We start from the raw sequence: 23,868 nt of genomic DNA, 5'->3' as shown, positions 1-23,868 counted from the left end.
GAACTCACCCGCGCGCTGATCGAGACACCGCCGGTCGACGCCGCGCAGGGCGGCTATATCGCCGAGGGCTATGACCATGCACTCGACGCCTTGCGCGAAACCGCGCGCGACGGGCGCAAGGCGATTGCGTCGCTCGAAGCCGGGTATCGCGACCACACCGGCATCGCGTCGCTCAAGATCCGCCACAATGGCGTGCTCGGCTATCATGTCGAGGTGCCCGCGAAGCACGCCGATGCGCTGATGGCGCCCGAATCGGGCTTCACCCACCGCCAGACGCTGGCGGGCGTCGTGCGCTTCAACTCGTCCGACCTCCACGAGGCTGCGAGCCGCGTGACGCAGGCAGGTGTCCATGCCGTCGCCGCCGAGGCCGCGCACCTCGAAGCGCTCACCGACGCCGCGGTGGCGCGGCGCGAGGCGATCGCCGCCTCGTGCGACGTGCTCGCGCGGATCGACGTCGCCGCCGCGCTCGCCGATCATGCCATGAGCCACAATTGGTGCCGCCCCGACATAGCCGACACGCCGTGCCTCGACGTTACCGGCGGGCGGCATCCGGTGGTCGAAGCGGCGCTCGCCAAATCGGGCGAACGCTTCGTCCCCAACGATGTGTCGCTGTCCGAGGCGGATCGCCTTTGGCTCGTCACCGGCCCCAATATGGGCGGCAAATCGACCTTCCTCCGCCAGAATGCACTGATCGTCGTGCTCGCGCAGGCGGGGGGCTTCGTTCCCGCCGCGGCGACGAAGCTCGGCCTTGTCGACCGGCTGTTCAGCCGCGTCGGCGCCAGCGACAATCTCGCGCGCGGGCGCTCGACCTTCATGGTCGAAATGGTCGAAACCGCCGCGATCCTCGCGCAGGCGACGCCGCAAAGCTTTGTCATATTGGACGAGGTCGGGCGCGGGACCTCGACCTACGACGGGCTGGCGCTTGCCTGGTCGGTGGTCGAGGCGGTGCACGAGGTCAACCGATGCCGCTGCCTCTTCGCGACGCATTATCACGAACTCACGCGGCTTGCCGAAACGCTGGATGCGCTGTCGCTCCACCACGTTCGCGCGCGCGAATGGCGGGGCGACCTGGTCCTGCTGCACGAGCTCGCCGAAGGCCCGGCAGATCGCAGCTACGGCCTTGCCGTCGCGCGCCTCGCGGGCGTCCCGCCGGGTGTGGTCAAGCGGGCCGAAGCGGTCCTCGCGAAGCTCGAGGCGGGGCGCGAGAAGACCGGAGGGCTCGCCGCAGGGCTCGACGACCTGCCGCTCTTTGCAGCGACGCTTGCCGAGGCGCCCGCGGCGGCGCAGGATGCGCTCCGCGACGCGCTTGCGAAGATCGATCCCGACGCGCTGGCCCCACGCGAGGCGCTCGATGCGCTCTATGCGCTCAAGCGCCTGATGGCCGACGAGGGATGAGCGGCCTGTTCGACAATCTCGCCAATCGCCGCGCGATCATCGATCGTCGGCTGCTCGCCGACCGGCTCGACATGATTGCAGCCGAAAGCAGCGACGCGGGGACGCGCCGCCGCGCGATGGTCGCGCTGCTCAAGGACGCACTCGACCAAGGCCGCGCTGAAATCGAGCGGCGGCTGGTCGACCATCCATCCTCGGGCCGTGTCGCCGCGAACGCGATGGCGTTCCTGATCGACCAGATCGTCCGCCTCAGCCATGATTTCACCACCGGCCAGCTCTACCCCTCGGCCAACCGCTCGGCGGGTGAGCGGATCACGCTGATCGCGGTCGGCGGCTATGGCCGCGGCGAAATGGCGCCGCACAGCGATATCGACATCGGCTTTTTGACTCCGTTCAAGCAGACGAGCTGGACCGAACAGGTGATCGAGGCGCAGCTCTATACGCTCTGGGACCTCGGGCTGAAGGTCGGCCATTCGTCGCGCTCGCTCGACGAAATGGTGCGCGCGGCGAAGGAGGATTTGACGATCCGCACCGCTTTGCTCGAAGGGCGCTTCATCTGGGGCGACCGCGACCTTTACGACCAGGCCTCGGCGCGCTTCGATGCCGAAGTCGTCGCGGGCAACGCGCGCGCTTTCGTCGCGGAAAAGCTCGCCGAGCGCGACGAACGTCATAAGAGGATGGGCGATTCGCGCTACGTCGTCGAACCCAATGTGAAGGAAGGGAAGGGGGGGCTGCGCGACCTCCACACGCTCTTCTGGATCGGCAAGTTCATCCACCGCGTTCGCACCGTCCCCGAACTCGTCGACGCGGGGCTGATGTCGGCGCGCGAGCTGCGCCAGTTCGAGCGGGCCGAAAATTTCCTGCTCGCGGTGCGTTGCCATCTACACGTCCTCGCCGGGCGCGCCGAGGATCGGCTGACGTTCGATTTCCAGCGCGAGATCGCGGCGCGCATGAAATTCGCGGACCGGCCAGGCAAAAGCGCGGTCGAGCGCTTCATGCAGCTCTATTTCCTCCATGCGAAAAGCGTCGGCGACGTCACCGGAACCTTTCTCGCGCATCTCGACGACCAGATGGCGGCGCGCGGGCGGCGTTTCCTCCCGACGCTGCGCCGCCGTCCCGGAAAGCTCCACGGCTTCGTGCTCGACCGCGGCCGGCTCGCGCTGCCGTCGGACGATTTTTTCGAAGCCGATCCGGTGCGGCTGGTCGAAATTTTCGCGCTCGCCGACAAGCATGGCCTCGAAATCCATCCGCAGGCGATGCGGCAGGCGCGCCACGACGCCAAGCTGATCGAGACGCAGGGCGTGCGCCGCGACGCGCGCGCGAACGCACTGTTCCTCGACATACTCACCAGCCCGCGCGATCCCGAAACGGTGCTGCGCTGGATGAACGAGGCGGGGGTGTTCGGCCGTTTCGTGCCGGATTTCGGCCGCGTCGTCGCGCAGATGCAGTTCGACATGTATCACCACTACACCGTCGACGAACATACGATTCGCGCGATCGGGCTGCTTGCCAATATCGAACAGGGGCGGCTCACGGAGGATCATCCGCTCTCGACCGCGATCATGGACCAGATCCATTCGCGCCGCGTCATCTATGTCGCGGTGCTGCTGCATGACATCGCGAAGGGGCGCGGCGGCGACCATAGCGTGCTCGGCGCCGAACTCGCTTTGCGCGTCTGCCCGCGGCTGGGGCTGAGCGAGGCCGAGACCGAAACCGTCTCGTGGCTCGTGCGCTATCACCTGCTCATGTCGGCGACCGCGTTCAAACGCGACCTCGCCGATTTCAAGACGATCCTCGATTTCGCGCAGATCGTGCAGAGCCCCGAGCGGCTTCGCCTGCTCCTCGTCCTTACCGTCGTCGACATTCGCGCGGTCGGCCCGGGTGTTTGGAACAGCTGGAAACGGCAATTGCTGACCGAACTCTACGATGCGGCCGAGGAAGTGCTGCGCCTTGGTCACAAGCAGCGCGGCCGCGAACAACGTATCGCGAGCAAGAAGGAAGCGGTCGCCGCGCAATTCGGCTTCGACCAGAAGACGTTCGACAAGGTCGCCAAGCGCCTGCCCGAAAGCTATTGGATCGCCGAGCCGGTCGAGGTCATCGCCGCCAACCTCGTCCATATCCGGCAGGCGGGCGACGCGCCGCTGCACATCGCCGCGGTCCCCGACGACGATCGCGGCGCGACGCTGGTGATGGTGCTCGCTGCCGACCATCCGGGCCTTTTCTATCGCATCGCGGGGGGTATCCACCTCGCGGGCGGCAACATCATCGACGCGCGCATCCACACGACGCGCGACGGCCTGGCGCTCGACAATTTCCTCGTCCAGGACCCCATCGGCCGCCCCTTCGCCGAAACGGGTCAGATCGCCCGGCTGACGCGCGCGATCGAGGACGCGCTCGCCAACCGCCAGAAACTGCTCCCCAAACTCGAAGCCCGCGCCCTCCCGCGCACCCGCGCCGAAGCCTTCCGCGTCGCCCCCAACGTCTTCGTCGACAATAAGGCGTCGAACCGTTTCACCGTGATCGAGGTCAATGCGCAGGACCGCCCCGCGCTGCTCAACCAGCTCGCCTACGCGCTCTTCCAGTCGAAGGTCACGGTGCACAGCGCCCACGTCGCCACCTATGGCGAACGCGCGGTCGATACTTTCTATGTCACCGACCTGATCGGCGACAAGATCGACAGCGCGGCGCGGGTGAAGTCGCTCGAGAAACGCCTGCTGGAGGCGGCGACCAGCCAGAGCGAGGAAGCGGTGGCGGCTTAGCGGGCCGATATCCTCCTGTTGCTGACAGGCCGCACGCGGATTGAATGAAGCAGGCACGACGACAGGTCGGTTTGATTGTAGATGCCCCGGCGGTGGGGCGCCGGGGCATCCTTCCGGGTTGCTAGGGACCAACCATGCAACCCAGAAACCTCTCAAACCGAGCGAAGCAGGCTTATCGCTTCCCGCTTTTCGGCCTCGCGCAGGGAGGGGTGGGTCATGCAAAGACCGCCCGTCCCGCACCCCACTGCTAAGCGCCAGGCCCGTCGAGCATCGTCAGGAGGCGGCCTGCATTCCACCCCTTGCGTACGATCAACCCCTCATCCAACACGCGCTGAAACGCCCGTTCGTCCATGGGCGCCGCAAGAAGATAGCCCTGACCCACCGAGCAGCCGAGCGCCCGCACGATGGCGCGTTCGCCTTCGGTCTCGATCCCTTCGGCGACGACACGAATGTCCAGCGCCGCACCCAGCTTGACGATGCTTTCGACGATGACCCGCTTCGCTGCGCTGTGCGCAAGGTCATGGACAAGGCTGCGATCGACCTTGATTTCGCTGAGCGGAAAGCTCTCCAGATAGCGCAAATTGGAATAGCCGGTGCCGAAGTCGTCGATCGAGATTCCGACCCCCAGCCGCCGCAGCCTTTCGAACGCGCGGCGAATCTGCCCTGGTTCGGGGACCATCAGATTCTCGGTCAGCTCCAGCGTCAGCCATTCGGCGCGGCAACCGGTTTCGTCCAGCACCTCTTCGACAAGGGCCACCATGTCGCGGCGGGTAAATTCGACGACCGACACGTTGAACGAAAAGCGGATCGGCACGCGGCGACCGCGGTTGACGTTGGCCGCATGCACCGCGAGCGCGCGCAGGCCCCAGCCGCCGATGTCGAGGATAGCGCCGGTTTCCTCGGCAATGCCGATGAACCGGTCGGGCGGCTGGAGCCCGAACGCCCCGTGGTTCCAGCGCAGCAAAGCCTCGGCGCCGACCACGGCGCCCGTATCGAGATCGGCTTGGGGCTGATAGTGAAACAGCAGCTCTTCGTTCGCGACGGCAGACTGCAAATCGCTCACCAGCCGGATGCGGTTGTGCGCATCGCGTTCGTCGGCCGCGGCATAGGGGTGCGGAGGATGCGCGGGCATCGCCTTGGATCGTTGCAATGCCGCGCCCGCTTGTCGCGCCAGCTGGAGCGGATCCACACCGGTAAAGCCGACCGCAAAGCCGGCGGCAAACTGGACGGCGAGCGACGCACCGGGCAGCACGAAACGGGGTCGCAACAGCGCGAGAATATCGTCGACGACGCTGGCCGCCCCATCGGTATCTTCGATTTCAAGAGCGAGCGCGAAACTGTTCGTCCCCACGCGCGCCATCGCGGTCGCCGTCAAGCTCGCGAGACGCGCGGCGACCGAACGCAGCAGAGCGTCGCCGGCGTCATAACCGAACCCGTTGTTCACGTCGTGAAACCGCAGGATGTCGAGCTTGACCAGCAACACCGGGGAGCTTGCCGGGGTGTCGATCGCCGCCAGCCGGTCGAGCAGGCCATAACGGTCGAGCAGGCCGGTCAGGCGATCGATCCCGGGCGCGTGGGTGACATCGCGGATCAGGCCGATGAAATGCGTCACCTGTCCGCTGCTATCGCGAAAGGGCACCAGGCGCAGCGCGTTGCGGAACATCGTCCCGTCGCGCCGATAGTTGCGTAGCGTCACCGAACATTCGCGGCCTTCGGCCAGCGCAGCCCGCACTTCGGCAATTTCGGGTTGCAGCCGGTCATTGCCCTGAAGATAGCGGCAATTCTTGCCGATCGCTTCGGCCGCAGTATAGCCGGTAACCGCCTCGAATGCCGGATTCACATGGACAATGGGGTGTCCGCGCAGGCGCATATCGGCGACCAGCAGGCCTTCGCCGATATGGTCGAGTGCCAGCAAAGATGCGGCAGAAATCGCTGCCGGTTCGTTCGGCCGCCGCGTCAGCCGGCGCCACCGCGCCGGGGTGAAGTCGGAAACGCCCGGCGCTCGCCCGATGGCTGTTTCGGTTTGAAGCGTCATGATGCGGCTGGATCCGGGGCGTTGGTGAAACCGCCGCGCCTCTCCGGTGTGTAATCTGTTCGATCCGCGGCGGGATTAACTCGCATGTCGTTGCCTCCGGGCCCAAGAATGCGACCTCGGTACCCCCGCTTCAATCTGGGCGACGCGGCATTTCAGGACAAAATGGCGGCACTTTCGTCCTCGCGCGGGTGCGGCGATCCGGTGGTCTGAAAGCGTTGGCGATAATCTGCCGGGGTGACGCCGATTATGCGTAGAAAGGCCCGTCTGAGCGTCGTGGTCGATCCGAAACCGGCGGCATGGGCCACCGCTTTGATCGGCGCGCTGCTGTTTTCCAGCAGGTGCCGGGCAAAATCGACCCGGGTCAGTTCGACATAAGCGGCCGGGTTCATGCCCAATTCTGCTCGAAACAGCCGCGAGAGATGGCGGGGGCTGACGCTGGCGACGTCGGCCAAAGCCTCAAGGCCCAAATTCGCGCGCGGGCTTTCAAGGATGTGCAGCCTTACCCGGTCGATCGGGCCTGCGCCCGTGGCCTGCGAAGTCAGGGCCTCACTGAACTGCGACTGCCCGCCGGGCCGTTTCAGAAAGACGACCAGTCGGCGCGCCACCCAAAGCGCCAGGGCGCGGCCATGATCCTCCTCGATCAGCGAAAAGGCCAAATCGATGGCCGCGGTCACCCCGGCGGAACTGAACACAGGGCCATCGCGAACGAAGATGCGGTCGGGCTCGACCCGGATGTCCGGAAAGTCGGTCGCAAGGCGTTCGGCATATTGCCAGTGCGTTGTAGCGCGCCGTCCCGACAACAGTCCGGCATGGGCCAGCAGGAAGGCGCCCGTGCAGGTCGAGCCGTAGCGCCGCGAACTCAGAGCCTGCTTCCGCAACCACCGTTTGACCTCGTCGCTCGGCCGGACGGGAAGGCCATAAGGTCCGACAACGATCAAGGTGTCACAGGCTTGGATCGCATCCGCGATCCCCGCATCGGGGACATAGGTGACGCCCGAGGCGCTTTCCTCGGCGATGCCTTGCTCGGTCACCAGCAGGACGCGATAGGAGCGACCAGGCCCCATTTTGCAGTTCGCCTCGAACAGCGCGTCGCGCACGCCGGCGATTTCAAGCAGATGCACGTGGCCGGGCGCAAAGATTGTGATGAGCATAGCCGGAACTCCGCTCGGCGGCGGCGCCAGGCCGCCGACCGGAACTCAATATACCTCTATCGCCCGATCACCTAGCGCGATCACTGGATTGCGATGGGTGAGCGTGCGATGCGGCGCGCGCCTGGCTCGGCGAAGGCGGGGCTGGTGGGCTGCTCAGGAAGGGGACGTTGCGTAAAATTGATCGCAGTCCGCGTCCGGACAGTCGATCAGTTCCAGGTGCGCGCCATGAAACGTTCCTTCGCGCCGTTCAGTACGTTCAGGGCTTGGTCGATATTGCGGGCGCGGGCGGCGTCGGACCTCAGCCTCGCAAAATAGCGCAATATTTCTTTCTGCAAGCTCGGGGCCAGCTGATCCCATCGCGCTTTCGCCACCGGATCAGCATCAAGGCGCGCCGCAAATTCGGCCGGCATCGCGTGCGCGGGGCCACCGCGATAATCGTCGTCGAACGCTGCCGTGACTTCGACGGTGTCGCCGACCGTGGTGCCCGACACCTTGCGAATGGACCCATCGAGATAGAGCAGGAAGCTGCCGTCCCCCGCGGGCATCATGTTGACCCGCGCGGGCGGTTCGGGCTGACCATTGACCTGCACCGTCACCGGGATCGGTCGCTTCCAGTCGGGCCGGATTTGCTGCGCCCGCGCTTCGCTGACCAGCACATAGGGGTTGATACCCCGCAGCTCGATTCGGGCCATGAACTTCATCGCTGACCGGCTGCCGAAGCGATCATCACCCGCGCAAAACCGCCCCCACCTTCGCCGCTGCCGCGACCACCTTGTCGGCGATCGCCTTCAGTTCGGCGTCGGTGAAGCTCTTCTCGACCGGCTGCAATTCGACCTCGACCGCCAGGCTCACCTGACCATCGGGCACGCCTTGCCCGGCGAAGCGGTCGAACAGGCGGGCGTCGACGATGCTCGCCTTGTCGGCGCCGCGGATCGCGCGGACGAGGTCGGCGGCGGTCAGGCTCGTCGGGGCCAGAAACGCGAAGTCGCGGCGCACCGATTGCAGCGCGGGCGGCGCGAACGCCGCGCGCGCGGGGCCGCTCGCGCGCTTCGCCGGGATCGCATCGAGGAATATCTGCATCGCCATCACCGGGCCGTCGACGTCGAAATGGCGCGTCAGCGCGGGGTGGAGCGCGCCGAATTCGGCGAGCACCGCCTTTGGGCCGAGGCGCAGCGTCGCCGACTGGCCGGGGTGCCAGATATTGCCGGTTGTGACGGCTTCCATCACCTGCAACCGATCGGCGGGCGCGCCCGCGGCCTCGAGCAGCGCGAGCGCCGCGGCCTTCGCGTCGAATGCATCGAAGGGGGCGGCCTTGCCCGACTGCCAGCCGCGCACGCGCTTGTCGCCCGCCATCAGCACCGCCAGCGTCGGATGTTCGGCGTCGGCGAGGTAGCGGCGGCCGATCTCGAACAGACGGATGCTGCCCGCGCCGCGATTCTGATTACGCGCCGCAGCGGCGAGCAGGCCGGGCAACAGCGACGGGCGCATGACCTTCAAATCTTCGCTGATCGGGTTGGCGAGGCTCCACGCGCCGCCGCCGAAGGGCGCGGCCTCGGCCTCGCCGATGAACGACCAGGTGACGGCCTCGTCGAACCCGGCGGCGGCCGCGGCGCGGCGCAGGCGGCGTTCGGTCAGCTGTTCGGCGGTCGCGGTCGGTTTCGCGACGCCATCGCTGCGCGGCAGCGGCACAGACGCGATCGCGTCGAACCCGGTGATGCGCGTGACTTCTTCGACCAGGTCGGGCGCGCCGTCGATGTCGCGGCGCCAGCTCGGCACCTGGACCTGCCAACGGCTGCCCTGTTCGATGACGGTGAAGCCCAGCGCGGTCAGGATTTCCTGCTGCCGTTCGGGCGCAATCGCGATGCCGCCGAGCGTCGCCGACAGCGCGGGGTCGTAATCGACCGTCTTCACCTCGGCGGGCGGCGTCCCGGCGCGGGTGACCATCGACGGCGTGCCGCCGCAGATCGCCAGCACATGCGCGGTAACGATCGCGGTCGCGTCATCCAGAAACGCCGGATCGACCCCGCGTTCGAAGCGGCTGCGCGCGTCGCTCGTCAGGCCCAGCGCCTGTCCGGTCAGCGCGATGCGTTCGGGCGTGAAATAGGCGATCTCGATCAGCACGTCGGTCGTCGTCTCGCTGCACCCCGAATGTTCGCCGCCCATGATGCCCGCGATGTCGTGGACCTCGCGGTCGTCGGCGATCACCGTCATCGTGTCGGTGAGCGTATAGTCCTTGCCGTTAAGCGCGGTGACCGTCTCGCCATCCTTCGCGCGGCGCGCGACGAGCGCGCCGCTGAGCTTGGCGCGGTCATAGATATGGCTCGGGCGGCCGAGGTCGAACATCACATAATTGCTGATGTCGACGAGCGCCGAGATCGACCGCTGGCCGACCGCTTCCAACCGGCGGCGCATCCATTCGGGGGCGGTGCCGTTGGTGACGCCGCTGATCGTGCGGCCGAAAAAGGCGGGGCAGGCTTCGGGGTCGCGCGTCGCGATTTCGGTCGCGGGGGCGCCCTCGCCTTCGACCGTCGGGACGTCGAGCGGCTTCAGCGTGCCGAGCCCCGCGGCGGCGAGGTCGCGCGCGATGCCGCGCACGCCCATGCAATCCTGCCGGTTCGGGGTGATCGAAATGTCGACTACCGGATCGCCCGCGCCGCTGTAATCGGCGAAGGGGGTGCCGACGGGCGCGTCGGCGGGCAGCTCGATGATCCCGTCATGATCGTCGCCCAGCTCCAGCTCGCGCGTCGAGCACATCATGCCGTTCGATTCGATCCCGCGCACTGCGGCGACCTTCAGCGCCATGCCGTTCGCGGGCACCACCGCGCCGGGCAGGCCGAGCACGCCGACCAGCCCCGCGCGCGCATTGGGCGCGCCGCACACGACGGTCAGCGGCGCGCCGCCGTCGCCGCTGTCGACGGTCAGCACCTGCAATTTGTCGGCCTGCGGATGCTTCTCGGCGGTCAGCACCTTGGCGACGCGGAAGCCCGCGAGCTTTTCGGCGGGATTCTCGACGCCTTCGACTTCGTGGCCGATGCGGTTGAGTGTGGCGACGACATCCTCGACGGTGAAATCGCCGTCGAGATGGTCGCGGAGCCAGTCGAGAGTCAGTTTCATGCCGAAATCCCCCCGCTCAGCGTCGGGACATTCAGCGCGCCGAACCCGTAATGGCTGAGCCAGCGCAGATCGCCGTCGAAGAAGGCGCGCAGGTCATCCATGCCATATTTGAGCATCGCGAGCCGGTCGACCCCGACGCCGAAAGCAAAGCCCTGCCACGCGTCGGGATCGAGCCCGCAGTTTGCAATCACCCGGCGGTTGACCATCCCGCTGCCGAGCAGCTCCATCCACGCATGACCCTCGTCGTCGCCGTTGCCGCCGACGATCCGGCGCCCCTTTTCCTGTTTGTACCCGACATCGACTTCGGCCGAGGGTTCGGTGAAGGGGAAATAGCTCGGGCGCAGTCGCAGCACGATGTCGTCGCGCTCGAAATAGGCCTTCAAGAAGGTTTCGAGCGTCCATTTGAGGTGGCCCATATGGATGCCGCGATCGATGACGAGACCTTCCACCTGATGAAACATCGGCGTGTGCGTCGCGTCGCTGTCGCTGCGATAGACGCGGCCGGGGGCTATGATCCTGATCGGCGGCGCTTTTTCCATCATCGTCCGGATCTGCACCGGCGACGTATGTGTCCGCAGCAACATCCGCTGCGCGGCACCTTCGGCAACATCGGGAAAATAGAACGTATCATGCATCGCCCGCGCGGGGTGCGTCTCCGGGATGTTGAGCGCGGTGAAGTTGCGCCAGTCGTCCTCAATCTCCGGCCCCGTCGCGACCGCGAAGCCCATGTCGGCGAAGATTTCGGCAAGCTCATCCATCACCTGGCTTACCGGATGGACACTGCCACGCGGGCTCGCGTCGGCCGGCAGCGTCATGTCGATCGTCTCGGCGGCGAGCTTGACGTCGAGCGCCGCTGCTTCGAGCGCCGCCTTGCGCGCGGTGAGCGCGGCCGTGACGCTCTCGCGAAGGCTGTGGATCGCGGGACCCTGCGCCTGCCGTTCCTCGGGGCTCATGCCGCCCAATGTCTTGAGCAGCCCCGTGATGCTGCCCACCTTGCCGAGCGCCGCGACGCGTAGTGCTTCGACCGCGCCGGTGTCTGCCGCGGCTTCGATTTCGCCCAAGAGCTGGGCTTGGATGGCTTCGATATCGCTCATCGTCGTTCGTCCTGTTCCAGCGGCATTGGCGCTGCCGGCCTGTTTTTCGCTTCTGTAAGGATATGGCGGCTGTCCGCCCGTCCGTCGCCTGCCGCTTGCACCGAACACGCGGCGTGGGTCAAGCCACTTGGCGGAAAACCGGCCTATCCCGCCGGCTTGTGCAAACCTTGCATGGCGGCGCCGGCGGCGGCGGCACGCGCGAAGGCGGCCGAACCCAAAATCGGCTTGGGGCGCGCGGCGTAGTCGCGCGGGCTCATCCCCATGAAGCGCTGGAAGTCGCGCGTGAACTGGGCTTGGTCGTAATAATGATGATCCATCGTATCGATCCACGCCATCGACGGGTCGAGCATGAAGCGGCCGAGCGACCGCAGGAAGCGCTGGCGCCGCAATAGTAATTTGGGCGGAAAGCCGAACGCGCGGTGGCTCAGCCGTTCGACCGACCGTTCGGACATCGACAGTTTTTCGGCAAAACCGGCGACGCTCGCCAGCTCGTCGTCGACCAGCGCGACATGCGCAGCGAGGATTGCGGGATCGTCGGGCGGCGCATCTGCCAGAAGCCTCGAGAAATAGTCGTCGATCAACCCGGCAGCCGCCTCGACGTCGTTCATCGGCCGCAGCGCATCGGCGAGCGGAGCAAGCCGGACGAACGCCGGGTGTGTCTTTCCATCGGTAAAGCGGTCGGCCAAGGCTTCGGCCGGAAGCGGGATGAATTTCGCCCATCCCATTGGCAGAACACCGATGCCCCAGGCGCGCATATTTCCGGCCGAAAAATAGCATGCCTTGCTGGTCGGTCCGGTTGCGATAAAACGCGGCGCTTCGAGAACTGCGTCGGCGCCGATCGACGCGAGCGGCGGATCGCCTTCGAAAAATCGCAAATTTGCCCATTCGGGATGCAGATAATCTTCGACCCGGTCGCCGCGCGGTACTGCGACCTCGGTCAGATAGATCGTGCTGACATAGGGGCGCAGCGCGGCCGAAACCGGGAAGAAACGCGTGGCGACGCTGGCGCTGGACCTAGGCTCGGAAGGTGTGTCGCGTTGCGGCATGCCATCTCGATCTAACGCGCAAGCAATATGAAAACAGCTTTTTGCGCTATTCTGTGTCGGGTTCTTACAATTTTATACTCGCCCACTGCGGCATAGTTGCGTTGGCCGCTCGGAGGAGCGGATTGTGAGGGGAATATCGGGCCGGGCGTAAGCGCCGCGAGGCCCTTATCGGGGATGCGGCGATCGGTCGCCGTAACGCCGAAGGCGTCGATGCCAAAGGATGGGGACTTGGTGGGATCTGAAAGAGACGATTGATTTTCCGAGCTTCGTTCCGGCCGGTGGCTTCTGCGACCCACGGCTTTTCGGTTCGGGAGGGGGGCGATGGTTTCTTCGGAGCCATTGTCGAGGCGGCGCGGGGCATCGGCTTCGGGCCGCCTCATCATTTCGGGCGGCATCGCCCACGAAAAAGGGCGGCCCCGCCGGGACCGCCCTTTTGCTTTAGCGATAAGCCGGTAAGGGTCAGGCTGCCTTGGGCAGCGCTGCCTTAGCCTGCGCGATGATCGCGGTGAACACGCCGCCTTCGTTCATCGCGAGATCGGCCATGACCTTCCGGTCGAGTTCGATCCCGGCGAGCTTCACGCCATGCATGAACTGCGAATAGGTCAGGCCTTCGGCGCGGACCGCAGCGTTGATGCGCTGGATCCACAGAGCGCGGAAGCTCCGCTTCTTGACCTTGCGGTCGCGGTACGCGTACTGGCCCGCCTTTTCGACGGCCTGCTTGGCGACGCGGATCGTGTTCTTGCGGCGGCCATAATAGCCCTTCGCCTGATCCAAAATCCGCTTGTGCTTGGCACGCGTGGTCGTGCCGCGTTTGATGCGTGACATCGTTTAGCGCTCCTTACTTCAGGCCGTAGGGCGCCCAGAGGCGCACATGGGCCGCGTCCGAATCGCTGAGCACGCTGGTGCCGCGGTTGGTGCGAATATATTTCGAGTTATGCGACATCAGGCGGTGGCGCTTGCCGGCTACGCCGTGCTTCACCTTGCCCGAGGCGGTGAATTTGAAGCGTTTCTTCACACCGCTCTTGGTCTTCATCTTGGGCATTTTGGTCTCCTTTGAAGTCCGTTTGCGTATCGGCCTGGCAGCCCTTTCAGCCAGCCGACACAATCGGAAGGCGCGCGCTTAAGGGGATTCGCCCGGAAATGCAAGCGATTCGGGCTCAGAAACTCGCGCCGTCAACCTTCTGGATAGTCAGCCCGTCGAGATCGGCATCGGGCACGCAGCAAAGATTCACGGCTGCGATCTTCTCGCCCGAAGGACCGGTGCCTACCGAAAAGCTCTGGCGCCCACATACGTTGCAGAATTGATGGTCGATATCATGCTTGTTGAACTTGTACCACGTGAGCTTTTCGCTCCCGCTGGTGAGGCGAAATTGGTCGATGGGCACGAAGGTGAGCAGGAAGCCCTTGCGGCGGCAGTGCGGGCAGTTGCAGCTCATCGCCGTGTCGGGAATGTCGCTCTCGACCCTGAAGCTCACCGCACCGCAGTGACAGCTGCCTTCATAAGCCATGCCCGTTGCTTCCTCTTAATGGTGGCAGGCAAGCCCCTCGATCACATCTTCGAGCCGCGCCGGATCGCCGAGCGCGATGACATGCCCCGAACTGTCGGCGCTCAGCGGATCGCCGTTCCAGTCGCACATCGTTCCCCCCGCGCCTTCGACGATCGGTGCGAGCGCGGCGAAGTCGTGGAGCTTGAGCCCGGCCTCGACCACGAGGTCGATATGGCCGCTGCTCAGGAGGCCGTAATTATAGCAGTCGCCACCGAAGACCATGCGCTTGTGCGACGTCTTCGCGGCGAGCGCCATGAAATGCTCGCCATCGTGATCGCTGAAATATTGCGGGCCCGTGGTCGCAAGCACGGCGTCGCCCAGGTTGCGGCAACTGCGCGTGCGCGCCGGCGCGCCGTTGAACAGGGTCGGCTGGCCGAGCGCGCCGACCCAGCGTTCGCCGGCTATCGGCTGATCGATGATGCCGAGCACCGGCCAGCCGTCCTGGAGCAGCGCGATGAGTGTGCCGAAGATCGGGCGCCCCGCCATGAAGCTGACGGTGCCGTCGATCGGGTCGAGCACCCACTGGCGTGACGCCTCGGGGCGCTCGGCGCCATATTCCTCGCCGATGATGCCGTCGCGCGGCGCCTCGGCATCGAGCAGGCGGCGCATCGCGCCTTCGGCGGAGCGATCGGCCTCGGTGACGGGCGAGGCGTCGGCCTTGGTTTCGTGGGTCCAGTTCGAGCGGAACAGCGGACGGATTGCCTCGCCGGCGGCATCGGCGAGACGATTGGCGAGAGTGAGATCGGATGTGAGCGACATAATGTCCCCGCTAGCCCAGCTCGGTCGGCGTCGCCAGTCCGCGGCGCATATATCCCCGGCGAAACGCCAATATATTATTTTTACAAGATCGATATAAAGTGTAAAATGATGCGTCATGCCGGGCGATTTTCCTCTCGATCCGATCGTTGCGACTTTTGCGCGCTATGGGGTTCGGAGGGCGTCGATGAACGACGTTGCCGTGGCACTCGGGGTGTCGCGTCAGTCGCTCTACAATCGCTTCGGGTCGAAGGCGTCGCTGGCCGAATGGGCGATGCAAGCGTTGATCGACGGGTCGCTTGTGTCGGCGCTCGCGAGTATCGACCAACCTGCCAAGACGCTTCCCGCGCGCCTCGTTGATGCACTCGATGCGTGGGTCGGACGGCATATGGGGGCGCTGCATGCGTCGCCACACAGTGCGGAGGTCGTCGCAATGCTCCGGCGCGATCCGCCCGACGCCGTGCGCGCCGCCGAACGGCGGCTGGTGGCGGCGATGGCCGAGGCGATCCGGCTGAGCGGCCCCGGCTCGGCAGTGTCGCGCGCGGGTAGTATGGCACAGGCCCTGTGTTGGACTGCGCGCGGGCTGGTCCATGCCGTGCCCGATCATGCCGGATTCCGGCGACAGCTCGATCATATTGTCGGCGCGCTCGTCGCGCGCTGACGTCTCAATCGAAAAGCGAAGAGACGCTCGTTTCGTCGGCGATGCGCTTGATCGCTTCGCCGAGAAGCGGCGCGACGGTCAGCGCACGGACCTTGGCGCTGTCGTTCACCGCGTCGGTCGGCTGGATCGAATCGGTGATGACCAGTTCGGTCAGTTCGCTCGCTTCGACGCGGGCGACCGCGCCGCCCGACAATACGCCGTGGGTGCAATAAGCGACGACTCCCTCCGCGCCCGCGGCCTTTAATGCTGCGGCGGCGTTGCAGAGCGTGCCCGCCGAATCGACTATGTCGTCAATCAGGATGCAGAATCGGCCGGCGACGTCGCCGATGATGTTCATCACTTCCGATTCGCCGGCACGCTCGCGGCGCTTGTCGACGATCGCAAGCGGGGCGTTGTCGAGGCGCTTCGCCAACGCGCGGGCGCGGACGACGCCGCCGACGTCGGGCGACACGACCATCAGATTCTTGTCGCCGAAGCGGGCCTGGATATCGGCGCTCATCACCGGTGCGGCGTAGAGATTGTCGGTGGGGATGTCGAAGAAGCCCTGAATCTGGCCGGCGTGGAGGTCGATCGCGAGCACGCGGTCGGCGCCTGAGGTCGTGATCAGGTTCGCGACGAGCTTCGCCGAGATCGGCGTGCGCGGGCCGGGTTTGCGGTCCTGCCGCGCATAGCCGAAATAGGGGACAACCGCGGTGATGCGCTTCGCCGATGCGCGGCGCAGCGCATCGTTGATGATGAGCAATTCCATCAGATTGTCGTTCGCGGGAAAGTTCGTCGGCTGGACGACGAACACGTCTTGGCCGCGCACGTTTTCGTGAATTTCCACGAAGACCTCTTCGTCGGCGAAGCGGCGCACGCTCGTGTCGGTGAGCGGCAGTTCGAGATAGTCGGCGATCGCACGGGCCAGCGGCAGATTGCTGTTGCCGGAGATGAGTTTCATGGCGCGCAAGGCCCTTTCGGCGAGATGGGGATTGCGCGCCCCCTTAGCCACCGGAAGCGCGAAGGGAAAGGGGCAATCCCTCTTAAATCCACCCCTCGGCGCGCAACCTTGGCATCATGTCGCGCGCGACGGGCGCTTCATGGCCGCTCGTCAGCTCGACCACCGCCGTGCGGCCGTCGCGGCGCCCCGAGGCGACGGCCGCGCGCGCGCGACCCACCAGCTGCGATGTATGCGCAGTCCATCGGCGTTGTCCAGCCGGGCGATGGCGTCGCGCATCCGCATGAGGATCAGCTCTTCCGATCGCGTACCGATCACGCGAACATAATGGTCCTCGCCCTTGAGCGCGCCGACGGGTCCGAAACCCGGCGGGAGCGGCAGCGTCGGCATCGCTTTGGCGGGCAAGGCCGCCGCCGCGATCGGCCCGGACCATGCTGCGTCGGCAACAGGGGCATTCCCCCTTGCCTCGCGTCCGAACAGTGCGGCCATCGCGATCTTCTGGATTCGCACCATCACCGGCGGCCTCGGCCCGATCCACCTATTTTCGGTGCTGGTGCTGGTGCAGGTTCCGCGCGCGATCTGGTTTGCTCGACGGGGGCAGATCGACCGCCATATGACGACGATGCGCGGCATATACTTCGGGCTGATCGCCGCCGGCTTGATCGCGATGGCGCCGGGCCGGATGCTGTCGGCGCTTCTCTTCGGTTGAACGCGACGGGCGGTTGGTCTTAAAGCCGCGTCATGACCGATCAGCTCTCCATCGTCCTGTCGCAGATGACCCAGGCGGTCGGCGACCTTGCCGCCAACGCCGATGCGATGCGTAAAGTCCGCGCGCGGCATCTGGCGGCCGATCTGATCCTCTATCCCGAGTTTCAGCTGATCGGCTATCCGCCCGAGGATCTGGTGCTGAAGCCCGCGCTGGCCGAGCGGGCGGCGAAGCTGCTCGCCGAGCTTGCGGCGGAGACTGCGGATGGCGGTCCAGCGATGCTCGTCGGATCGGTCGAACGCGCCAGTGACGAGAATGGAGGCGACAAGCTCTATAACATCGTGGCGCTGCTCGACGGTGGCAAGGTCATCGCGACGCGGCGCAAGCACGAACTTCCCAACTACGGCACGTTCGACGAAAAGCGCATCTTCGCGCCCGGCCCGCTGCCCGATGTCGTCGAATGGCGTGGGATCAAGCTGGGGCTGCCGATCTGCGAGGACGGCTGGCTGCCCACGGTATGCCGCCATCTCGCGGCGCGGGGCGCCGAATTGCTGATCTCGGTCAATGGCAGCCCTTATGAGATCGATAAGGATGACCGCCGTCTGACGCAGGTTTTTGCGAGCCGGGTTTCCGAGACGAAGCTGCCGCTGATCTTTCTCAATCGCATCGGCGGACAGGACGAGCTGGTGTTCGACGGCTGCTCCTTCGTGCTGAACGGCGATGGGTCGACCGCGCACCGGCTGACCGACTGGGAGGCCGAGGAGCGCGCCACGCGATGGACGAAGAGCGCGCATGGATGGACCTGTGAAGCCGGCGCGATCGCCGACTGGGAGGCGCACCCCGCCGACATTTACAGCGCGATGATCCTGAGCTTGCGCGATTATGTCGAACGCAACGGCTTTCCCGGCGTCGTGCTCGGGCTGTCGGGCGGGATCGATTCGGCGATCTGCGCCGCGATCGCCGCCGACGCGCTCGGCCCCGACAAAGTGTGGTGCGTAATGCTCCCGAGCCGCTTCACCAGCCAGTCGAGCCTCGACGATGCCGCGGGCTGTGCGGAGATGATCGGGTGCCGGCTCGATACGATCCCGATCGTTCCCGCAGTCGAAGCGTTCGACCAGATGCTCAGCGGGAGCTTCGCTGACAGGCAAGTCGATATCACCGAGGAAAATGTCCAGTCGCGCATCCGCGGCGTAACGCTGATGGCGCTCAGCAACAAATTCGGGCCGATGCTGCTGACGACGGGCAACAAGAGCGAGATGAGCGTCGGCTATGCAACCATTTATGGCGATATGGCCGGCGGCTATAATCCGCTGAAGGACGCGTACAAAATGACGGTCTTTGCGCTGGCGAAGTGGCGCAACGAAAATGTGCCGCGCCTGTCGCGCAACCGGGTCGCGCCGGTGATGCCCGATACGATCATCACCAAGCCGCCGAGTGCCGAACTGCGCCCCGACCAGAAGGACGAAGACAGCTTGCCGCCTTATGCCGATCTCGACCGCATGCTCCATATGCTCGTCGAGGAGGAAGCGAGCGTCGACGATGTCGTCGCGCGCTATGGCTTCGATCGCGACGCGGTGGTGCGGATCGAGCGGTTGCTGATGCTCGCCGAGTATAAGCGTCGGCAGGCGCCGCCGGGGGTGAAGCTGTCGACGCGCAATTTCGGCCGCGATCGGCGCTATCCGATCACACACGGGTTCAGAACCGGATAGAGGGAGAAGAACGGGATGGGATGGCTAGGGTCGAAGGCGCCGCCCGAGCGGGCGGAGCAGGTGCTCGAAATCTTGCGCGTGACCGTCGCGATCTTGATCCTCATCCACGGCGTTTATCGCCTGTCGGCGGGGCTCGTCGCGCCTTTCGGCACTTGGCTCGACAGTATTGGTTTCCCCTTCGGCTATGGCTGGGCGATGGCGGTGACGCTATACGAACTGGTCGGTCCCGCGCTAATGCTCGCGCGCCGCTGGACGAGCCTCGTCGCGTTTGGCCATGTCGCGATCCTGACGCTCGGCATGATCCTCGTCCACCTACCTGCTGGCTGGTTCGTCGTCGGCGGCGGGCGCAACGGGATGGAATATAGCGTCATCCTGATCGTCGCGCTGCTTGGCATCGCCTGGGCATACTGGCCCGCGCGGCATAGCGCATAGCTATCGCCTCGCGGGCAAATGCGGCTATAGGCGCCGCCCATGACCGTCACGACCCGCTTCGCCCCTTCGCCCACCGGCAGCCTGCACGTCGGCAATGTCCGCACCGCGCTTCACAACTGGCTGTGGGCGCGGAGGCACGGTGGGCGCTTCCTGCTACGCATCGACGACACCGACCTCGAACGGTCGAAAGAGGAGTATGTCGATGCGATCCGCGCCGACCTGGCGTGGCTCGGGCTCGACGTGAACGGCGAGGAGCGGCAGTCGGCGCGCTTCGCGCTCTATGAGGGCGAGTTCGAGAAACTGAAGGCGGCCGGACGGGTCTATGCCTGCTACGAGACGCCCGAAGAGCTGGACATTCGCCGCAAGATACTGCTTTCGCGTGGATTGCCGCCGGTGTACGAGCGCAAGCCCGAGGGCGCGCCGGTGCCCGTAGGCGTGGCGCCGCACTGGCGTTTCAAGCTCGACCATGACGCGCCGATCGAATGGACCGACATGGTGCGCGGGCCGCAGCATTTCGAGCCCAAGACGATGTCCGATCCCGTCGTGCGCCGCGCCGACGGCAGCTGGCTGTACCTGCTTCCCAGCGTGATCGACGATATCGCGATGGGCATCACCCATGTCGTGCGCGGCGAGGACCATGTGTCGAACACCGCGGCGCAGATCCAGATGTTCGAAGCGCTGGGAGCGAAGCCGCCCGCGTTCGCGCACGAAGCGTTGCTCGTCGGCACCGAAGGCAAATTGTCGAAGCGGCTCGGCTCGCTCGGCATGGCGAGCCTGCGCGATGAGGGGATCGAGCCGATCGCTATCGTCGCGCTGCTCGCGCGGCTCGGCACCAGCGACCCGGTCGAGCCGGTGACGATGCCCGCACCGCTGATCGAGAGCATCGACTTCGCGCGCTTTGGCCGAGCGCCCGCGCGCTTCGACGAGGCCGAGCTGGCGCTGCTCAATCAGAAAATCCTGCACCATACCGACTATGAGGCTGTCGCCGACCGGCTCCCCGCCGCGATAACCGAAGCGCGCTGGAACGCGATTCGCCCTAATCTGATGACGGTGGCCGAAGCCGCCGGATGGGTACCGGTGTTCGACGGCCCCTTTGACCCGCCGCCGGCCGGCGAATCCGACCGGGCGGTTCTGGACGCCGCCGCCGCCGCCGCGCCGAATATCGACTGGACCAACGATCCCTGGCATGTGCTCACTGGCGCGGTGAAGGATGCGACGGGGGCAAAGGGCCGCGCGCTATTCCTGCCGCTGCGCCGGGCGCTCACGGGGCGCGATCATGGCCCGGACATGGCCGAATTGCTGCCGCTGGTTGCCAAGAGCGAGGTGGTCGCGCGGCTTTCCGCCGCCTGACCTTCCCGATCTCGCGTTAGCTTGCCGAGTGATTCGCTTGACAAATGGAGTGATGTTATAATATTACTTAGCTCCGACCCAGCCGATAGGACGGCCGGAACGCCGCGAAGCCGGGTCGAAAGGCAAGGAGAGAGGCCATGACCCTGATACCCCTGATTTCCGCGATCGTCGCCACGCCCGAGGCGACGACGGTGCCCGCCGGTGCCTCTGGTGCCGTGGCGCATGCAACTTACGGCAGCGACAATCGCCATCATCCGGTAGCCGCGCTGTTCGCAATTGGCCTGCCGGCGGCACTTGTCGCGGCGGTGGCGCTGTCGCCGATGATCATTGTCGACGAACCCACGACATCGACGCCGCCATGGACGTCGATCACATTGCCCAAGCCGAAACCCCCCGAGCAAAAGCCCGATCCCAAACCCCAGACACAGCCGCAGCAGACCCACTTCACGGCGCCGCCGAACCCGCTTCCCCCGATCGCGCAGGATCCGCCCGAGGCGCCGCCGCTGCCGCCCGTTGTGCCGCCGGCGGGTACCGGCGACGCGCCGTCGGCCCCGATCGATCCGCCCGTCGCGCCGGCCAAACCCAAACTCGTGCTCGCCCAGCTCGATTCGCGCTTCGCTGGCGCCTTTCAGCCCGACTATCCGGCGAGCGAGCAGCGGCGCGAGATCGAGGGAAGTGCCAAGGTGCGGGTGCTGATCGGCACCGACGGTCGCGTCAAGGCGGTCGAGCTGATCAGCGCCGACAGCCCCGGCTTTTTCGAGGAAACCCGGCGGCGGGCGCTTGCCAAATGGCGCTTCAAGCCCGCGACGCGCGGCGGCGTAGCGGAAGAAAGCTGGAAGGTGATGACGGTCCATTTCCAGATTCGCAACGGCTGATCCGCTATCGGGACCGGCTGCGGCGGGCGGTTTTACGCCGCCCGCCCGCTCCTTTCGCTTGACAGAAAGGCCGAATCCCGCCAAAGGCGCCCGGATATCGGGGGCGGCGCCATGCGCGCGGCCCTCTATGTTTTTCACACCAACGTCGGGGCCCCTAGTCCCGCGGCATCGGTCGGGTCGCCGGCGGATGTGCAGTTATTTCGAGGAATAGGGCCATGGCCAAGCCGACGACCGTCAAGATCAAGCTGGTGAGCACCGCCGACACGGGCTTTTTCTATGTCACGAAAAAGAACCCGCGCACGATGACCGAGAAAATGTCGGTGCGCAAATATGATCCGCGTGCGCGCAAGCATGTCGAGTTCAAGGAAGCCAAGATCAAGTGACGTATCCACCCGTTCAGCAAGGCTGAACGGGATAGCGATACGCTATCCTCGCGACGGCGGGGATCCGGAGCGATCCAGAAGGGCGGCCATTGTGCCGCCCTTTTTCGTGCCCGTCGCCAGCGTCACTCGCGAAGCGGTCGCCGCGCGATATCATTCTCGATGATGTTGCGGATCGTGATCATGGTTGTGAAGGAATGCACGCCCTTGTCCTCGCCCAGCGCGCGGCGGGTGAAGGCGTCATATTCCTCCATCGAACCGACCTGGATCTTCAGCAGGAAATCATCGTTGCCGGTCACGTCCCACGCGCCCGTCACTTCGGGATGCCGCGCGATCTGCCGCGCGAACGCGTCCATCGTCTGCGGTCCGGCCTGTTGCATCTGGACGAGCACATGCATCGTCAATGCCGATCCGGTCAGCGCGGGATCGACGATCGCGATGTCCGCGACGATGATCTTTTCGTCGCGCAGCCGGCGCAGCCGGCGCAGCACCGCCGACAGCGACAGGCCGACTTTTTCGGCGAGGACGCGCGCGGGGAGGAGATTGTCCTGCCGGACCAGCGCCAGCAACCGCCGGTCGAATTCGTCGAGGTTGATCACTTTTCGCATCATTAAGCCCATAACGCCAAAATTCGTCGCGTTCATGGCCAATTTTAGCGCCGATCACCATGCGTCCCGACATAGAGAAAGCAGGTCCGGGCCATTCCCTATCGGCTCCGGTATTGTGAGGTGAATGATGTTCCAGAACAAGAAAGCTCATGGTTTCGGCCGCTGGTGGACTGCGGTGGTCGAAGCATCGGCAGCGGCGGTTGCGATTCACTATGCCGCGCCTTGGCGCGATCGGGCGATCACCGCCGCAAAACGCAGGCCCGCGTAAACGGGACCGCGATCGATTAATCCTGACCCTAGCGCGCGCGGGTTTCGAGCCGCGCGCGCAGGCGTTGCAATTCGCGCCCGGACACCGGATCCAAGCCACCGGCGGGTTTCCCTTTGCGAAGCCGTTCGCGATCCTGTTCCGACGGTTCGACGCGCCGCACGCGCACCGGCGCGTGCCCCTGCGCCTTGATGCCAAGGTCTTCGGCCGCGCCGCGCGATAGGTCGATGATCCGGCTTTTCGCAAATGGCCCGCGGTCGTTGACACGAACGATAATCCGCCGACCGGTGTCGAGCGCCGTTACCTCGACATAGGTCGGGAGCGGCAGCGTGGTATGCGCGGCCGTGATCCAGCCCGAACGAAATTCTTCGCCATTGGCGGTGCGGTTCCCCGACTCGCTTCCGTACCAGCTGGCATATCCCACGGCGTCATAGGACGGCGCGGCAGCGGGTACATAGGTCGTGCCGCGAATCGAATAGGCCGGGCCGATCCGTACCGGCGTGTCGCTCACCGGCCGGAAATTGCCCCCCGCACAGGCAGCGAGCATCATCAGCATCGCGCCGGCGCATCCGACACGGATCATGGATTTTCCTGTCATTCCGCGACCCTAGAACGGGACGGTGCCGGGATAAAGACCTGCGCCCGGCGCAATCAGCGCAGCTGGCGCCATGCACCGCTGATGGTCAACACGCCTTCGAGAAGTTCGGCTAACCCCTCGGCGCTGTTCACGGCAACCGCATCGTCGAGCTTGCGGCGCATGCTGCGATAGACGCGCGACAGCGCCGTCGCGACGTCGCCGCCCTTGTCGCGATCAAGCCCCGCATCGAGGCCGATCAGGATCGCGCGCGCGCGGTGCGCCGGCTCGGTCGCCGAAATGCGCTGTCCTTGCCGGATCATGGCGGCGAGTACGCCGATGGCGGTCTCCAACTCGTCATACAGCATTGTCACCAGTTCGACCGGGTCGGCGGCGGCGGCGCGGCTTTCATGCTGCAAGCGGCGATAGAGTCCGGTTGCCCGGACGGTCGATGCGGTGGCGGTCACGGCGTCGGTC

The 23,868-nt window shown here is 65.7% G+C and carries 25 protein-coding genes; 10 read left to right on the top strand and 15 right to left on the bottom strand.

Annotated elements, in window-relative coordinates:
- Positions 1-1,395: DNA mismatch repair protein MutS (gene mutS, locus ATE71_RS11830; RefSeq protein ID WP_082665178.1), on the top strand; the 1,395-nt coding region annotated here is incomplete at its 5' end.
- Positions 1,392-4,151 (top strand): [protein-PII] uridylyltransferase, encoded by a 2,760-nt coding sequence (locus tag ATE71_RS11825; RefSeq protein WP_058803502.1) that lies wholly within the window; start codon positions 1,392-1,394, stop codon positions 4,149-4,151. The genes mutS and ATE71_RS11825, both read left to right, overlap by 4 nt.
- Before the next feature lie 247 nt (positions 4,152-4,398).
- On the opposite strand, the gene ATE71_RS11820 is transcribed toward ATE71_RS11825, so the two are convergent.
- The 10 genes from ATE71_RS11820 to ATE71_RS11775 all read right to left on the bottom strand — a co-directional run bounded on the left by ATE71_RS11820 (position 4,399) and on the right by ATE71_RS11775 (position 14,897).
- Positions 4,399-6,186, bottom strand: a complete 1,788-nt coding sequence (locus ATE71_RS11820) for a putative bifunctional diguanylate cyclase/phosphodiesterase (RefSeq protein ID WP_058803501.1) — start codon at positions 6,184-6,186, stop codon at positions 4,399-4,401.
- Between the two features lie 152 nt (positions 6,187-6,338).
- On the bottom strand, positions 6,339-7,337 hold the full coding sequence (locus ATE71_RS11815; RefSeq protein WP_058803500.1) for a GlxA family transcriptional regulator: 999 nt from the start codon (positions 7,335-7,337) through the stop codon (positions 6,339-6,341).
- A gap of 206 nt (positions 7,338-7,543) precedes the next feature.
- Positions 7,544-8,038 (bottom strand): YdeI/OmpD-associated family protein, encoded by a 495-nt coding sequence (locus tag ATE71_RS11810; protein ID WP_058803499.1) that lies wholly within the window; start codon positions 8,036-8,038, stop codon positions 7,544-7,546.
- A 25-nt stretch (positions 8,039-8,063) separates the two neighbouring features.
- Positions 8,064-10,451 carry a phenylalanine--tRNA ligase subunit beta gene (gene pheT, locus ATE71_RS11805; RefSeq protein ID WP_058803498.1) on the bottom strand — a complete coding sequence of 796 codons (2,388 nt, stop codon included), beginning with the start codon at positions 10,449-10,451 and terminating at the stop codon, positions 8,064-8,066.
- The gene (gene pheS, locus ATE71_RS11800; RefSeq protein WP_058803497.1) at positions 10,448-11,545 is read right to left on the bottom strand and encodes a phenylalanine--tRNA ligase subunit alpha; all 1,098 of its coding nucleotides are present in this window, start codon (positions 11,543-11,545) and stop codon (positions 10,448-10,450) included. The genes pheT and pheS overlap by 4 nt, the downstream gene beginning before the upstream one ends.
- Positions 11,546-11,688: 143 nt before the next feature.
- Positions 11,689-12,591: a helix-turn-helix domain-containing protein gene (locus ATE71_RS11795; RefSeq protein WP_082665177.1), complete on the bottom strand. Its 903-nt coding sequence runs from the start codon at positions 12,589-12,591 to the stop codon at positions 11,689-11,691.
- 459 nt (positions 12,592-13,050) lie between these two features.
- A complete protein-coding gene (rplT, locus tag ATE71_RS11790; RefSeq protein ID WP_058803496.1) occupies positions 13,051-13,416 on the bottom strand; it encodes a 50S ribosomal protein L20 in 366 nt (121 codons plus the stop codon).
- Between the two features lie 13 nt (positions 13,417-13,429).
- Complete coding sequence (gene rpmI / locus ATE71_RS11785; protein ID WP_058803495.1) at positions 13,430-13,633, bottom strand: 50S ribosomal protein L35; 204 nt, start codon at positions 13,631-13,633, stop codon at positions 13,430-13,432.
- A gap of 115 nt (positions 13,634-13,748) precedes the next feature.
- Positions 13,749-14,099: a GFA family protein gene (locus tag ATE71_RS11780; protein WP_058803494.1), complete on the bottom strand. Its 351-nt coding sequence runs from the start codon at positions 14,097-14,099 to the stop codon at positions 13,749-13,751.
- Positions 14,100-14,114: 15 nt separating this feature from the next.
- Entirely contained in the window at positions 14,115-14,897 is a 783-nt protein-coding gene (locus tag ATE71_RS11775) for an inositol monophosphatase family protein (protein ID WP_058803493.1), read from the bottom strand.
- Positions 14,898-15,012: 115 nt separating this feature from the next.
- Here ATE71_RS11775 and ATE71_RS11770 point away from each other — a divergent pair, with 115 nt between their 5' ends.
- Positions 15,013-15,555 (top strand): TetR/AcrR family transcriptional regulator, encoded by a 543-nt coding sequence (locus ATE71_RS11770; RefSeq protein ID WP_058803492.1) that lies wholly within the window; start codon positions 15,013-15,015, stop codon positions 15,553-15,555.
- A gap of 4 nt (positions 15,556-15,559) precedes the next feature.
- Here ATE71_RS11770 and ATE71_RS11765 read toward each other — a convergent pair whose 3' ends face one another.
- Positions 15,560-16,495 (bottom strand): ribose-phosphate pyrophosphokinase, encoded by a 936-nt coding sequence (locus tag ATE71_RS11765; RefSeq protein ID WP_058803491.1) that lies wholly within the window; start codon positions 16,493-16,495, stop codon positions 15,560-15,562.
- 82 nt (positions 16,496-16,577) lie between these two features.
- On the bottom strand, positions 16,578-16,712 hold the full coding sequence (locus tag ATE71_RS23055) for a hypothetical protein (protein WP_268801425.1): 135 nt from the start codon (positions 16,710-16,712) through the stop codon (positions 16,578-16,580).
- Between the two features lie 120 nt (positions 16,713-16,832).
- Between ATE71_RS23055 and ATE71_RS22520 the strand changes: the two genes are divergently transcribed.
- From ATE71_RS22520 to rpmG, 6 genes are all read left to right on the top strand, one after another.
- Entirely contained in the window at positions 16,833-17,201 is a 369-nt protein-coding gene (locus ATE71_RS22520; RefSeq protein ID WP_201022945.1) for a hypothetical protein, read from the top strand.
- A 32-nt stretch (positions 17,202-17,233) separates the two neighbouring features.
- Positions 17,234-18,907, top strand: coding sequence for an NAD+ synthase (locus ATE71_RS11750; protein WP_058803488.1), 1,674 nt, complete (start codon positions 17,234-17,236; stop codon positions 18,905-18,907).
- Positions 18,908-18,922: 15 nt separating this feature from the next.
- A complete protein-coding gene (locus tag ATE71_RS11745) occupies positions 18,923-19,339 on the top strand; it encodes a DoxX family protein (RefSeq protein ID WP_058803487.1) in 417 nt (138 codons plus the stop codon).
- A gap of 39 nt (positions 19,340-19,378) precedes the next feature.
- The gene (locus ATE71_RS11740) at positions 19,379-20,689 is read left to right on the top strand and encodes a glutamate--tRNA ligase (protein WP_058803486.1); all 1,311 of its coding nucleotides are present in this window, start codon (positions 19,379-19,381) and stop codon (positions 20,687-20,689) included.
- A gap of 137 nt (positions 20,690-20,826) precedes the next feature.
- On the top strand, positions 20,827-21,564 hold the full coding sequence (locus ATE71_RS23050; protein ID WP_058803485.1) for an energy transducer TonB: 738 nt from the start codon (positions 20,827-20,829) through the stop codon (positions 21,562-21,564).
- A 215-nt stretch (positions 21,565-21,779) separates the two neighbouring features.
- A complete protein-coding gene (gene rpmG / locus ATE71_RS11730) occupies positions 21,780-21,947 on the top strand; it encodes a 50S ribosomal protein L33 (protein ID WP_003042331.1) in 168 nt (55 codons plus the stop codon).
- Positions 21,948-22,069: 122 nt separating this feature from the next.
- Here the strand turns inward: rpmG and ATE71_RS11725 are convergent, their stop codons facing one another.
- Positions 22,070-22,555: an Lrp/AsnC family transcriptional regulator gene (locus ATE71_RS11725; protein ID WP_235587992.1), complete on the bottom strand. Its 486-nt coding sequence runs from the start codon at positions 22,553-22,555 to the stop codon at positions 22,070-22,072.
- A 121-nt stretch (positions 22,556-22,676) separates the two neighbouring features.
- On the opposite strand from ATE71_RS11725, the gene ATE71_RS22515 reads away from it, so the two are divergent.
- Complete coding sequence (locus ATE71_RS22515) at positions 22,677-22,820, top strand: hypothetical protein (RefSeq protein ID WP_160328035.1); 144 nt, start codon at positions 22,677-22,679, stop codon at positions 22,818-22,820.
- A 28-nt stretch (positions 22,821-22,848) separates the two neighbouring features.
- On the opposite strand, the gene ATE71_RS11720 is transcribed toward ATE71_RS22515, so the two are convergent.
- Together ATE71_RS11720 and fliS are read right to left on the bottom strand one after the other, a co-directional pair.
- A complete protein-coding gene (locus tag ATE71_RS11720) occupies positions 22,849-23,400 on the bottom strand; it encodes a septal ring lytic transglycosylase RlpA family protein (RefSeq protein WP_414892820.1) in 552 nt (183 codons plus the stop codon).
- A 68-nt stretch (positions 23,401-23,468) separates the two neighbouring features.
- Positions 23,469-23,858: a flagellar export chaperone FliS gene (gene fliS / locus ATE71_RS11715; RefSeq protein WP_058803505.1), complete on the bottom strand. Its 390-nt coding sequence runs from the start codon at positions 23,856-23,858 to the stop codon at positions 23,469-23,471.
- Positions 23,859-23,868 lie beyond the last annotated feature (10 nt).

The organism is Sphingopyxis sp. H115, assembly GCF_001468465.1.
In the GTDB taxonomy this organism is placed as follows: domain Bacteria; phylum Pseudomonadota; class Alphaproteobacteria; order Sphingomonadales; family Sphingomonadaceae; genus Sphingopyxis.
Note: the sequence above shows the minus strand (reverse complement) of the source record. Positions and strands in the feature narration are given on the sequence as shown.

Coding starts and splice junctions, on each gene's coding strand:
- ATE71_RS11740 (WP_058803486.1), top strand. CDS start 19,379: ATGACCGTCACGACCCGCTTCGCCCCTTCGCCCACCGGCAGCCTGCAC.
- ATE71_RS11765 (WP_058803491.1), bottom strand. CDS start 16,495: ATGAAACTCATCTCCGGCAACAGCAATCTGCCGCTGGCCCGTGCGATC.
- rpmG (WP_003042331.1), top strand. CDS start 21,780: ATGGCCAAGCCGACGACCGTCAAGATCAAGCTGGTGAGCACCGCCGAC.
- ATE71_RS11770 (WP_058803492.1), top strand. CDS start 15,013: ATGCCGGGCGATTTTCCTCTCGATCCGATCGTTGCGACTTTTGCGCGC.
- ATE71_RS11795 (WP_082665177.1), bottom strand. CDS start 12,591: ATGCCGCAACGCGACACACCTTCCGAGCCTAGGTCCAGCGCCAGCGTC.
- ATE71_RS11810 (WP_058803499.1), bottom strand. CDS start 8,038: ATGAAGTTCATGGCCCGAATCGAGCTGCGGGGTATCAACCCCTATGTG.
- ATE71_RS11745 (WP_058803487.1), top strand. CDS start 18,923: ATGGGATGGCTAGGGTCGAAGGCGCCGCCCGAGCGGGCGGAGCAGGTG.
- ATE71_RS11815 (WP_058803500.1), bottom strand. CDS start 7,337: ATGCTCATCACAATCTTTGCGCCCGGCCACGTGCATCTGCTTGAAATC.
- pheS (WP_058803497.1), bottom strand. CDS start 11,545: ATGAGCGATATCGAAGCCATCCAAGCCCAGCTCTTGGGCGAAATCGAA.
- ATE71_RS23050 (WP_058803485.1), top strand. CDS start 20,827: ATGACCCTGATACCCCTGATTTCCGCGATCGTCGCCACGCCCGAGGCG.
- ATE71_RS11720 (WP_414892820.1), bottom strand. CDS start 23,400: ATGATCCGTGTCGGATGCGCCGGCGCGATGCTGATGATGCTCGCTGCC.
- ATE71_RS11825 (WP_058803502.1), top strand. CDS start 1,392: ATGAGCGGCCTGTTCGACAATCTCGCCAATCGCCGCGCGATCATCGAT.
- ATE71_RS11750 (WP_058803488.1), top strand. CDS start 17,234: ATGACCGATCAGCTCTCCATCGTCCTGTCGCAGATGACCCAGGCGGTC.
- ATE71_RS11725 (WP_235587992.1), bottom strand. CDS start 22,555: ATGATGCGAAAAGTGATCAACCTCGACGAATTCGACCGGCGGTTGCTG.
- ATE71_RS11820 (WP_058803501.1), bottom strand. CDS start 6,186: ATGACGCTTCAAACCGAAACAGCCATCGGGCGAGCGCCGGGCGTTTCC.
- rpmI (WP_058803495.1), bottom strand. CDS start 13,633: ATGCCCAAGATGAAGACCAAGAGCGGTGTGAAGAAACGCTTCAAATTC.
- rplT (WP_058803496.1), bottom strand. CDS start 13,416: ATGTCACGCATCAAACGCGGCACGACCACGCGTGCCAAGCACAAGCGG.
- pheT (WP_058803498.1), bottom strand. CDS start 10,451: ATGAAACTGACTCTCGACTGGCTCCGCGACCATCTCGACGGCGATTTC.
- ATE71_RS11775 (WP_058803493.1), bottom strand. CDS start 14,897: ATGTCGCTCACATCCGATCTCACTCTCGCCAATCGTCTCGCCGATGCC.
- ATE71_RS11780 (WP_058803494.1), bottom strand. CDS start 14,099: ATGGCTTATGAAGGCAGCTGTCACTGCGGTGCGGTGAGCTTCAGGGTC.
- ATE71_RS22515 (WP_160328035.1), top strand. CDS start 22,677: ATGATGTTCCAGAACAAGAAAGCTCATGGTTTCGGCCGCTGGTGGACT.